Source organism: Serratia sp. MMO-28, from assembly GCF_037199905.1.
Lineage (GTDB): Bacteria > Pseudomonadota > Gammaproteobacteria > Enterobacterales > Enterobacteriaceae > Chania > Chania oryzae.
Window position 1 is genome coordinate 25,806 of record NZ_JBBCVB010000002.1, and the last position, 12,143, is coordinate 37,948.

A 12,143-nucleotide genomic window follows, 5' to 3' on the forward strand; every position below is an offset into this window, starting at 1 on the left:
CCTATGGGTTGTATGCACGATTCTTATACCTGTGGGCTTTATTTTTATTGAGATGGCGCTATTTTTCCATGATGGAATACTGGCAGCAGCGTGCAATTTTTCGAAGGCTTGCTGATCGTCAATTTGGTTGAAGCCATCATGGTTATTACCTATAAGTTACTATGAAGAGTAAGGAAAGGGGGTAGTATAGTATGTATACCCCCCCGCTCTATATATAAGGGTGTTGTTCCAGATATTATTTGTGTAGAAACGTTGGGATTGGCTAAAAGTCGCTAAGTAATAGGGAAAACGGGCCTACGCCAGTTCCCCCAGCCAACGCGGAGACGTTATCGCCGCCTGAGAGTGGCTTTACTCAGGTTTATCACTCGCACTCCATCATAGGGAACGTTAAGTCGTTTCAATATGTTCCTTAGCTCCTTAAGCCTATGTTTAGGGTCGTTCAGAAGAAAAGCGTATGGGTTTTGTTCTATGTCATAAGCAGCTTGGGCTGACTGGCTGGTAATCCTCAGCTTTTGGTTCTTTGGACACTCAGCGGCGGACAGAATGCAATGGGCGTAGAATTTCTCCATGCTGATAAATGCTCCAGTCCGGCTAACAGTATCTAACCATGTTTCAGACTCTGCGTGCTTCACCCGAATGAAGGTGATATCGGGGCGTTTATCTCTAAACCATCGGTTTCTGATCGGGTCATTAGCCAAATAATGCTTTTTCTTGTCGTGAGCCTCTTCATCAAACTCAATGACATACTTAGGTGTCCCATCAATATGTATTTCCACATAAAAATCAACATAGTATGGTCCTATCTTTTTCTGTTCACGCAATTCATACCCACTAGTGCTATAGAGTTCCTGAAGCAGTTCTTCAAGTCGTAAACCAAATATTGCCTCAAACTTTGATTTGTGTGGCTCTATCGGTAGCTTAACGCCAGTGACTCTCTCTATCTCATTGATTAATTGTGTATATCTTGCGTGATTAGCATTGAATGTCAGTAGTGTTAGTGCTTCGGCTGGTGTTAGTTTCCCGTCGAATGCCCTCATACTCTCAAAAAACTTGGGCCTACACAGCGTTTTCACTTCTTCAGGAGCACTTTGTGCCTGTTTCAGCAACCTGTCGAACCATTGTTGAGGGCGGTGGGTCCTTCCCGGTATACACCCATATAGCCAGCGGATGCTGATCTTTCCATCTCTAAAGGCGTGTTCAAGATTGAGTTGATCCCTAGCCATCAGTTAGCCCTCCGAGTCCAGATGTCTAGCCGTTGCAGGTCTAACCGTGGGATTTTCTCGATCTCGGTTTTCTTGCTCTCAACGCTGTAGATTCCATAACTGCGGCTGACGCTTGTCAGGGAATGCCCTAGAATGCTGTTCTGCATATCTTCTCTGGTGCCATTATCACGGCAGTAGCTGGCGAAGGTATGTCTGAAGCTGTGTGTAGGACTAATTTCTTTGCGTGTTACACCGTGTTTACGGATGTAATGACCAAACCAGCGGAGGAAGTTGTAAGAGTATTTTCCAGCGGGGTTCTTTTCTTCGGTAAAAAGCTGGTGCTCGCGGCTGTTGGCATAATCCAGAAAGCCTAGTTCGATTAAATGATCGCATAGTGGAACTAAGCGGGACAGACCATTTTTAACTGATTGGTCATCTTTCATCTGAATTTTTAGGCAGTGCAAGCCATTTTCTATCACGATATTTTTTTTATAAAGCTGGGCGATCTCTTCAACACGGGCACCGGTGTAGTAGAGAATTATTGGTATCCAGTAGGCCATCGCGCCATGCGGTGATGCTTCCCCTTGGAAGAGAGGGGTACTAAATATCTGGCTGATTTCCGACTTGGTAAAAGGTTTATCATCACTGTTTGTTCGCTGCCTTTTACGCTTTGGTAACTCACGAACGGGATTACTGGTAATCCACTGATTTTCGACTGCGATGGTGAATATTGCTGACAGTGCCATCAGCAGGTTTCGAACCCTCTCCGGGCTAATTTTCTTCCCTTCAACTTTTGCCTGCTCTGTAAGGGGACGCTGTTTTATATCTTTACTCGGGCGAAAGGGCTGTTGTTCCATCAAAATACGAAAGTCAGCCATATCTTTTACGGTAATGGTGTCTATCGGTTTGGCTCCGATGAACTCAATGAAACGACTGGCTGCTGTCGAGTATTCGGTAATGCGTTTCTCTGCTCGTGCTGGCTCTGCATAACGAACATGATCTTGATATTTAATGAAAAGATCGGAAAAAGTGATACTGGAAGGCTGTACTGGTTGCTTAACAGTAGTCGAATATTTAGGTAAAATATTCAGTATGAGCATTTCGGCAGCCTGATTACGCCTATCAGCAAGCCGCCATGCCAGTTCGTTACGCCATCCATGGGTAAGTTCAATCGGGGTCCACTCAAGGGCTTCAGCTATCTCTCTTTGAACAAGTTGCATGAGGTCCAGATTCCACTTGTCTTGCCATTGCTTGGAGTGCTGTTCACGTTCGTTAAGATAACGCTTGATTTGTGTACTTTCTGGGTTTAGGTCAAGGCCGTAAGGGTAGAGATACAGATAACGTTCTTCGATTAGGTCGGCCTGTGGGAGGATTTTAGTTGACCAGACCGATGCAACTAATTCGATATCATCACTAGTAATGGATTGCTCTGCCAGAATGGTTCTACGGGCTTGCTGAAGTATCGCCTGCATTTCAGCCATTACAGCGGGTGCATTGATTTTGGCTGCTGCAAGCTCTTTGGTTTTGAGGGAACGCTTAATCTCACTCTTACCGAGTGTTATTCGTAGCTCAGACGGAACCGCCATACGGAGGATGTACACTCCGTGTTTGTTCTTGGTTGGCTGTATCATAGTGCTCATGAATGTACCACCATTCTGTACCACCGGGAAGCGGGGCCGGTAGCGGGAGAAAAGGGATAATCACTGATAAACCAACAAGTTATTGAGCTATAAAGCAAAAACCCCCGCATAAGCGAGGGTTCGAAATGATGGTGCCCGGACTCGGAATCGAACCAAGGACACGGGGATTTTCAATCCCCTGCTCTACCGACTGAGCTATCCGGGCAACGGGGCGCATTAAACCGTATTGGCCGTGCGGCGTCAACGGCTTTGTGGCAAAAAATACGAAAACAGCGTTAATTGCTGGCTTTTCAGTCAAAACGTGTGGAATTCAGCCTCTGCGATCAAAACAGGCGCATGCCACTGCCTTAACTCAGTGCGCCATACTTGCGGCACTGAGCAATTTTCAAAATATCTTCTGCTAACCGCTTGGCAACGGAGACATCCTGTAACTGCCTTTTTATCAGCAGCTTGCTTAAACAGCCTTCCTGCACCAGCTCCATCTGCTGTGCCACGGCATCAGCGTCGTCCGTTTCCATTTCGCGCAGCAGGTCGCGGGTGAAATCCAGCGAGGTCTGTTTCTGTTGTTCTGCCAATTGGTGAATCGGGTGGTCAGGGGCCGGAAAGAAACTGCAGGCAGCAATAAACAAACAGCCCGGGTAGCGTTCATTGCGTACATGCTCGGCCAGCACGTCATAGCGCGCCAACAGCTTTTGCTGTGGGCTGCGTGTTTCATCAAGCAGCAACTGGCGGCGCCAGGTATCTATCTGTTGGCTGTGATAACGCAGGCAGTCATACAGCAGCGCTTCACGATCCGGCCAGAACGGTTTCATATCGCTGAGTTGTACACCTAACTTCTCTGTCAGCATTTCCAAGGTGGTGGTCGCCAGGCCTTGCTTTTCCAACAGCTCCAGCGCGGTATCGAGAACCTGTTCACGTTGCATCTATGCTCCCTCCCAAAAATGTTCTTAACCTGAATATATCCGTCGTCTGCGCGACAGCAATTACGGTTGGCTCACGATCTGCCGCAAGTGTGCGCTGAACGCCGATGCATTCATAAAACCGGTCACGCGGGCAGCCGGTAGCTCCTCACCTGTCTGGCTAAAAAACAGGATGGTGGGCAGGCCCAGAACCTGTAAATGTTTGAGTAACGCCACCTGCTCGGCATTATTGGCGGTCACGTCGGCCTGTAACAGCACCATGCTGGCCAATTGCGATTGCACCGTGGGATCGTTGAAGGTGTATTTTTCAAACTCTTTGCAGGCAACGCACCAGTCTGCATACAGATCCAGCATAACGGGTTTTCCCTGTGCTTGCCGCAGCGCCAGGTTAAGTTGCTCAACATTATTGATACGGGTGAAGATCTGGTGTGGCCGATCGGCCTGCTGCGCGGCGGTGGAACTGCCAAATGCCCAGTCCTGCAATGGACGAGCGGCGATCACCAGCACAACCAGTAACACTAGCTGCATGATGCGTGCCCAACCGCGGGACGACTTCAGGCTCAGCACGAACGCCCAGCCAAAGAACGCGACGCCGAGCAGGCTCCACAGGCGTAGCCCCCAAACATCACCCACCACCCGTTCAAGCAGGAACACCGGCAGGGCCAGGATCACAAAGCCAAAGGCCTCTTTGACGTATTGCATCCAGGGGCCGCTGCGTGGCAATAGACGGTTACCGAACAGCGTGACGAGCACCAACGGCAGGCCCATGCCCAAAGCATAAAGATATAGCGTGCCGCCACCGGCCCACATATTGCCGCTTTGGGCGATGTACAGCAGGATCGCGCTGAGCGGGGCGGTGGTGCAGGGGGAACAGATCAGCCCGGCCAATGCGCCCATCGCGAACACGCCTGCCAGCGATCCGCCTTGCTGGGTGTTGCTCCAGTTTGCCAGCCGCGTTTGCAGCGAGGAGGGCAGTTGCAGGGAATAGCAGCCGAACATGGAGAAAGCCAGGGCAACAAACAGTAACGACAGCCCGATCAGCACGTAAGGGTGTTGCAGCGCGGCCTGGAACTGCAGCCCGGCGGCGGCCACCACCAGGCCAAGCAAGGTATAGGTGAGCGCCATTCCCTGCACATACACCACCGCCAGCACCAGGATCCGCCCGCTGCGATGTGGCCGTTCACGGCCGAGAATGATGCCTGAAATCAGCGGATACATCGGCAATACGCAAGGGGTGAAAGCAATGCCGATCCCCAGCAGCAAGGCCCACAACGGTGAGAACGGCAGGCTGGCTGGCACCGTTTCGGCCGGAGTGGCGGCTTGCGTGGCCGCAGCCACGGCGCTGAGTGGGATCACGCGGGTTTCTGGCGGGTAACAGAAACCGGCAGCGGCACAGCCTTGATACGTCACGCTCAGGCTCCCGCTGGCGTCTGCCTGCAGCAGTGGGATATTCAGCGTCAGTTGCTGCTTGAAAATCGCCGTCTCGCCAAAGAACTCGTCTTTGTGCGCCAACCCGGCAGGCAGCTCAAACTGGCCGAGCGTTGCCTGTTGCGGAACCAGTTTGATTTGCTGGCGATACAGGTAATAACCTGGCCGGATCTGCCAGTTCAGGGTCAACTGGTCGTCTTGCTGTTTAAAATCGAAGGTGAACGCCTGATCGACAGGCACGAACGGGTTACCGCCGCTTTGGCCGAACAGCGAGGCCTGAACTGGTTGCGGCAGGAAAAACAGGCTGCAGAGCAGCAATATCAGCTTAATGAGGCGTTGATCCATGACAGGTAATCTTTATCTCCAGCCATCACCGGCAACACCAACAACTCGGGCGTTTGATACGGGTGATGTTGTTTCAGGTAGGCGAGCAAGGCTTGCTGATGCTGACGATCGCTTTTGAACAGCATCTGTACCTCATATTCCTGTTCCAGTTTCCCTTCCCAGTAGTATAGCGAGGATGCGCCGGGCAGCAGCGTGGCACAGGCCGCCAGTTTCTCCCCCAGCACGCGTGCCGCCAGGTCTTGCGCGGTCGCTTCATCGGGTGTGGTACAGAGTATGACGATAGCTTCGCAATCGGACATCTTCAGCCCCTCTCAACCAGATTATCAACAGGGCACTATACCCTGAAGCCAGCCTGGCTAGAAGGCGAGTTTATCACCAACGGGGAAATGAGTGGGGAGAAGCGGGGCCGCAGCCCCGCCTGAGGATTACAGAATAACGCTGCCAATCAGGAAGCCGAACACCACCGCGAACACCACGCCTAGGGTGCCGGGAATGAAGAACGGATGGTTAAACACAAAGCGCCCGATGCGCGTAGTGCCGGTATCGTCCATCTGTACTGCAGCCACCAGCGTTGGGTAGGTTGGCAGAATAAACAGGCCGGAAACGGCAGCGAAGGAGGCGATGGCGGTCAGCGGCGTGACGTTCAGCGCCAGCGCCATTGGCATCAGCGCCTTGGCGGTTGCCGCCTGAGAGTACAGCAGCGCAGAGCAGAAGAAGAAGATCACTGCCAGCAGCCAAGGGTGTGACTGGATGACGGTACCCGCAGTCTCTTTGATCCAGTCGAGGTTGGCCTGCACGAAGGTATCACCCAGCCAGGCGACGCCCAGAATACAGATACAGGCGCTCATCCCGGCTTTGAAGGTGCTGGAATTCAGCACCAGATCGGTGTCGACGCGGCACAGAATGGTGGTCAGGGTGGCCACGCTCAGCATGATGATCAGAATGGCGTTAGTGGTGTTCATCAGCGGTGTTGCCACCAGGCCCATGCTTGGGCTGTTGATGATGGCATAAGCCACCACGCACAGTACGCCCGCCAGGAACAGCAGTACCGACATTTTGGCCCGTGGTTTGATCTCCATAACCTGGTCACCGCGCAGGGTGATTAGGCCTTCTTCGAAGCGTTTTTGATAGACCGGATCGTCAGACAGCTTGGAGTCAAACAGCCAGGTAACCAGCAGTGACATCAGCAGCACCGCGAGGAAGGTGGAAGGAATGACCACCATCAACATGTGCAGATAGCTCACGCCGTGGCCTTCCATCACCGAAGACATGTAAACCACTGCGGCGGAGATAGGCGAGGCGGTAATGGCGATCTGCGCGGAAACCACGGCGGTAGACAGTGGGCGGCAAGGCTTGATGCCCTGCTCTTTGGCCACTTCGGCAATCACCGGCAGTGCGGAGAGGGAGATATTACCGGTGCCGGCAAAGATGGTCAGAAAATAGGTGACGATCGGTGCCAGAATGGTGATGTATTTTGGGTTCTTGCGCAGCAGTTTTTCGGTTTGCTGCACCAGATAATCCATCCCGCCAGCCACCTGCATGGCGGCGATAGCGGCGATCACCGCCATGATGATTGAAATAACGTCGAAAGGAATGCTGCCTGGTTTGACGCCAATCATCGCCAGCACCAGCACCCCAAGGCCCCCTGCAAAGCCGATGCCGATGCCGCCTAGCCTGGCTCCCAGGAAGATGGCCAGCAGAACGATCACTAACTCCACGACTAACATAGTGTTTACCCCTTAAAGTGAAGAATTTATTCCCTTCGTATTTGAAGTCGCAGGGGTGTTGGCTGCCTTCTCTCACCCCAGTCACTTACTTATGTAAGCTCCTGGGGATTCATTCAGTTGCCGCCTACCTGCAACACCAAATACTTTGGGTATATGAAAACAGAAAGTTAATAATTTGTGGAAGCCGGAAAGAAAAAAGGCACGCTATCCAAAGGATTAGCGTGCCTTTCAGGCTACCGGATGTATCTATTATTGTTCATTTTCATCTGTATAACGTTTCGCTTTATAGGCTGGGTGCATCAGGTTCTGCACAGAGAAAATATCATCCAGCTCAGCTTCGGTCAGTAGCCCGCGCTCCAGCACCACTTCACGCACGCTCTTACCGGTTTCAGCACAAATCTTGCCGACAATGTCACCGTTATGGTGGCCAATGAATGGGTTCAGATAGGTCACGATACCGATAGAGTTGAACACGTAGTGCTCACACACTTCTTTATTCGCGGTAATACCGTTAATGCATTTTTCCAGCAGGTTGTAACAGGCGTTGGTCAGGATGTGGATTGACTCAAACATGGCCTGGCCGATCACCGGTTCCATCACGTTCAACTGCAACTGGCCCGCTTCGGCCGCCATGGTAACGCAAGTATCGTTACCGATCACCTTAAAGCAAACCTGATTCACCACTTCTGGGATCACCGGGTTCACTTTGGCTGGCATGATAGAGGAACCGGCCTGCAGTTCTGGCAGGTTGATTTCATTCAGGCCAGCGCGTGGGCCGGAAGACAGCAGGCGCAGGTCGTTACAGATCTTGGAAAGCTTCACTGCCAGGCGTTTCAGCGCGCTGTGCACCATCACGTAAGCACCGCAGTCGGAGGTGGCTTCGATCAGGTCTTCGGCAGGAACCACCGGCAGGTTACTGACTTCCGCCAGTTTCTGCACGGCCAGTTGCTGGTAGCCTTCCGGGGTGTTCAGCGCAGTACCGATCGCCGTAGCACCCAGGTTGACTTCCAGCAGCAATTCCGCAGTGCGGTGCAGGTTGCGGGTTTCTTCATTCAACAGCACGCTGAACGCACGGAATTCCTGGCCCAAGGTCATTGGCACCGCGTCCTGCAACTGGGTACGGCCCATTTTCAGGATGGTTTCGAACTCTTTAGATTTGCGGTCAAAGCCTTCACGCAGTTGGTTGATGGCGTCGATCAGTTTCTGATTGGATGCGTATACCGCAATACGGAAGCCGGTAGGGTAGGCATCGTTGGTGGATTGGCATTTGTTGAGGTGATCGTTCGGGTTCAGGTATTGATATTCACCCTTCTGGTGGCCCATCAACTCCAGGCCGATATTCGCCAGCACTTCGTTGGTGTTCATGTTCAGCGAGGTGCCAGCACCGCCCTGAAACACATCCACCGGGAATTGGTCCATGCATTTGCCTTTGTCCAGCACTTCATCACAGGCCTGGATGATGGTATCGGCGATTTTGCGTGGAATGGTTTTCAGCTCTTTATTGGCCATTGCCGCGGCTTTTTTTACCATTACCATGCCGCGTACAAACTCAGGAACGTCGCTGATTTTACTGTTACTGATGTAGAAGTTTTCAATCGCACGCAGAGTATGAACACCATAGTAGGCTTCTGCGGGGACTTCACGTGTTCCTAACAGGTCTTCTTCGATACGAATGTTGTTTGACATGAGAACCTTCTCTATGTTGCTGCCGAATTAATTATTTGCTTGATAACGAAATTATGTTGCCGAGAGCTTCAAGTGCGGAAGTATTGACCGCATCGATTGTTGCTACCCAGATCATATGCTGCTTGGTAATAAATGAATGAACGCAGATCACTATCTGGTGTTTCAGAAAACCAGAGCTTTTGCATTCTGTGATCTGTTTCACGCTTAATAACTTTAGTAAAAAAAATCTGGCTGGTTGAAATAACGCGCGGCAGGCCCCATTCTAGAAGGGTTAGCCTGTTGCAGGCTCCATGATTGCGCGTATGCACCACCGGGTGGGTATGCCGACTCTACTGATAGGAGAACCCGGTGCGCTTGTTACCGTTACTGTTGATATTTCTGTTTGCCTACATAGAGATATCGTTATTTATCAAAGTGGCTTCCGTGCTTGGCGTGGCCGTCACGCTGCTGCTGGTGGTGTTTACCTCTTGCGTAGGGGTTTCTCTGGTGCGTAATCAGGGAATGAAAACTTTCATTCAGATGCAGCAAAAGCTGGCAGCGGGTGAAAGCCCGGCGGCAGAGATGGTGAAAAGCGTTTCTCTGGTGCTGGCCGGATTTTTGCTGCTGGTGCCGGGGTTCTTCACCGATTTCCTCGGCTTGCTGCTGTTGCTGCCGCCGGTGCAGAAATCCCTGACGTTGAAGCTGATGCCGCATCTTTCTGTCTATCGTTCCGCAAGGTGGAACCAGGGCGGAGGTGCTGCCAATGGCAACACCTTTGACGGTGAATTCCAGCGTAAAGATGACGAGCGCCGGACGCTGGATCACCAACCGGACGATCGCGACAAACCTCACGATCGCTGAGTGAATTCCCTAAGCGCGGCCATCTTGGCCGCGTTTTTGCTAGCAGCACCAGCAATCTCCTCCATCAAAACAAAAATTTTTTTGATCTTGCCCCTTGAAGAGGGATGGAACGCCCCCATTTCAAATCCCACGAGGCCGGTATGATAACCGGTGAACAACCCTAAATCTGATAGAGACCTTCTTACAGGAGAGCGTTCAATGAGTATTCGTCCATTGCATGACCGCGTTATCGTCAAGCGCAAAGAAGTTGAATCAAAATCTGCTGGCGGCATCGTTCTGACTGGCTCTGCAGCGGGTAAATCCACTCGTGGTGAAGTTGTAGCAGTAGGTAAAGGACGTGTTCTGGAAAGTGGCAGCATTCAGCCGCTGGATGTGAAAGTAGGTGATATCGTAATTTTCAACGACGGTTACGGCGTGAAAGCAGAGAAGATCGACAATGAAGAAGTGTTGATCATGTCCGAAAGCGACATTCTGGCAATTGTGGAAGCGAAATAACGCTTTATATCTTTCTGAACTGAACGAGTTGAAGGGAAATACCAATGGCAGCTAAAGACGTAAAATTTGGCAATGATGCTCGCGTGAAGATGCTCCGCGGTGTGAATATTCTTGCTGATGCAGTAAAAGTGACCCTGGGCCCGAAAGGCCGCAACGTAGTGCTGGATAAATCCTTCGGCGCGCCTTCCATCACTAAAGATGGCGTATCTGTTGCTCGTGAAATCGAACTGGAAGACAAATTCGAGAACATGGGCGCACAAATGGTGAAAGAAGTTGCCTCTAAAGCGAACGACGCTGCGGGCGACGGCACCACCACTGCCACCGTACTGGCTCAATCCATCATCACCGAAGGCCTGAAAGCCGTCGCTGCCGGCATGAACCCGATGGATCTGAAGCGCGGTATCGATAAAGCCGTTATCGCTGCGGTTGAAGAACTGAAAAAACTGTCCGTACCTTGCTCTGATTCCAAAGCCATTGCTCAGGTAGGCACCATCTCTGCAAACTCCGACGACACCGTGGGTAAACTGATTGCAGAAGCCATGGAAAAAGTGGGCAAAGAAGGCGTAATCACCGTTGAAGAAGGCACTGGCCTGCAAGACGAGCTGGACGTGGTTGAAGGTATGCAGTTTGACCGTGGCTACCTGTCTCCTTACTTCATCAACAAGCCAGAAACCGGTTCTATCGAACTGGAAAGCCCGTTCATCCTGCTGGCTGACAAAAAAGTTTCCAACATCCGTGAAATGCTGCCCGTGCTGGAAGCCGTTGCTAAAGCCGGTAAACCACTGCTGATCATCGCTGAAGACGTTGAAGGCGAAGCGCTGGCAACTCTGGTGGTCAACACCATGCGTGGCATCGTGAAAGTGGCGGCGGTTAAGGCACCTGGCTTCGGCGATCGTCGTAAAGCCATGCTGCAGGATATCGCTACCCTGACTGCCGGTACCGTGATCTCTGAAGAAATCGGTCTGGAGCTGGAAAAAGCCACCCTGGAAGATCTGGGCCAGGCAAAACGCGTTGTGATCAACAAAGACACCACCATCATCATCGATGGCGTGGGTGACGAGAAGACCATTCAGGGCCGCGTGACTCAGATCCGTCAGCAGATCGAAGAAGCGACCTCTGACTACGATCGTGAAAAACTGCAGGAGCGTGTTGCTAAACTGGCTGGCGGCGTTGCCGTTATCAAAGTTGGCGCAGCCACTGAAGTTGAAATGAAAGAGAAGAAAGCCCGCGTTGAAGATGCCCTGCACGCGACCCGTGCTGCGGTTGAAGAAGGCGTGGTTGCCGGTGGTGGCGTAGCGCTGATCCGCGTAGCGGGTAAAATCGCTAACCTGAAAGGCGACAACGAAGACCAGAACGTGGGGATCAAAGTGGCTCTGCGTGCCATGGAGTCTCCACTGCGCCAGATCGTGATCAACGCCGGTGAAGAAGCTTCTGTAATCGCCAACAACGTGAAAGCGGGCGAAGGCAGCTACGGCTACAACGCCTACACCGAAGAATACGGCGACATGATCGCGATGGGTATTCTGGATCCAACCAAAGTAACCCGCTCTGCTCTGCAGTACGCGGCATCTGTGGCTGGCCTGATGATCACCACCGAGTGCATGGTGACCGATCTGCCGAAAGAAGATAAAGCTGACATGGGCGCTGCAGGTATGGGCGGCATGGGTGGCATGGGCGGCATGATGTAATCCTCCCCCACACTTTTGTGTGCTGAAAACCCCGGCCAGAGATGGCCGGGGTTTTTTTATCCCTCTACATCCCCAATTCCTCTCATTTAGCTAATCAGGATGAGTTTATTTTCTGTTCGGCATAAACACTTGCTCAGCCAGACCGATATTAACCATACCGATGAAAGGACGG

At 51.9% G+C, this 12,143-nt stretch carries 10 protein-coding genes and 1 tRNA gene; 3 read left to right on the top strand and 8 right to left on the bottom strand.

Features of this window, described 5'->3' with window-relative positions; all coding sequences use genetic code 11:
- Nucleotides 1-326: 326 nt before the first annotated feature.
- From WG891_RS01775 to aspA, 8 genes are all read right to left on the bottom strand, one after another.
- A complete protein-coding gene (locus tag WG891_RS01775) occupies nucleotides 327-1,223 on the bottom strand; it encodes a hypothetical protein (protein WP_337261575.1) in 897 nt (298 codons plus the stop codon).
- Nucleotides 1,223-2,842, bottom strand: coding sequence for a site-specific integrase (locus tag WG891_RS01780; RefSeq protein WP_337261574.1), 1,620 nt, complete (start codon nucleotides 2,840-2,842; stop codon nucleotides 1,223-1,225). The genes WG891_RS01775 and WG891_RS01780 overlap by 1 nt, the downstream gene beginning before the upstream one ends.
- 129 nt (nucleotides 2,843-2,971) lie before the next feature.
- Nucleotides 2,972-3,047 (bottom strand) — tRNA-Phe (locus WG891_RS01785).
- Nucleotides 3,048-3,189: 142 nt separating this feature from the next.
- Nucleotides 3,190-3,765, bottom strand: coding sequence for a transcriptional regulator (locus tag WG891_RS01790; protein ID WP_337261573.1), 576 nt, complete (start codon nucleotides 3,763-3,765; stop codon nucleotides 3,190-3,192).
- 60 nt (nucleotides 3,766-3,825) lie between these two features.
- Nucleotides 3,826-5,535, bottom strand: a complete 1,710-nt coding sequence (locus WG891_RS01795; RefSeq protein WP_337261572.1) for a protein-disulfide reductase DsbD — start codon at nucleotides 5,533-5,535, stop codon at nucleotides 3,826-3,828.
- The gene (gene cutA / locus WG891_RS01800) at nucleotides 5,511-5,834 is read right to left on the bottom strand and encodes a divalent cation tolerance protein CutA (protein WP_076943087.1); all 324 of its coding nucleotides are present in this window, start codon (nucleotides 5,832-5,834) and stop codon (nucleotides 5,511-5,513) included. Before cutA ends, WG891_RS01795 begins: the two co-directional genes overlap by 25 nt.
- A 126-nt stretch (nucleotides 5,835-5,960) precedes the next feature.
- Nucleotides 5,961-7,262, bottom strand: a complete 1,302-nt coding sequence (locus tag WG891_RS01805) for an anaerobic C4-dicarboxylate transporter (protein ID WP_337261571.1) — start codon at nucleotides 7,260-7,262, stop codon at nucleotides 5,961-5,963.
- Between the two features lie 249 nt (nucleotides 7,263-7,511).
- Entirely contained in the window at nucleotides 7,512-8,948 is a 1,437-nt protein-coding gene (gene aspA / locus WG891_RS01810) for an aspartate ammonia-lyase (RefSeq protein WP_337261570.1), read from the bottom strand.
- 348 nt (nucleotides 8,949-9,296) lie between these two features.
- Here aspA and WG891_RS01815 point away from each other — a divergent pair, with 348 nt between their 5' ends.
- The 3 genes from WG891_RS01815 (at nucleotide 9,297) to groL (ending at nucleotide 11,971) form a co-directional block, all read left to right on the top strand.
- On the top strand, nucleotides 9,297-9,788 hold the full coding sequence (locus WG891_RS01815) for an FxsA family protein (protein ID WP_337261569.1): 492 nt from the start codon (nucleotides 9,297-9,299) through the stop codon (nucleotides 9,786-9,788).
- A gap of 198 nt (nucleotides 9,789-9,986) precedes the next feature.
- Nucleotides 9,987-10,283, top strand: coding sequence for a co-chaperone GroES (locus WG891_RS01820; RefSeq protein ID WP_076943083.1), 297 nt, complete (start codon nucleotides 9,987-9,989; stop codon nucleotides 10,281-10,283).
- A gap of 44 nt (nucleotides 10,284-10,327) precedes the next feature.
- Nucleotides 10,328-11,971 carry a chaperonin GroEL gene (groL, locus tag WG891_RS01825; RefSeq protein ID WP_337261568.1) on the top strand — a complete coding sequence of 548 codons (1,644 nt, stop codon included), beginning with the start codon at nucleotides 10,328-10,330 and terminating at the stop codon, nucleotides 11,969-11,971.
- The last annotated feature ends 172 nt before the right edge of the window (nucleotides 11,972-12,143 follow it).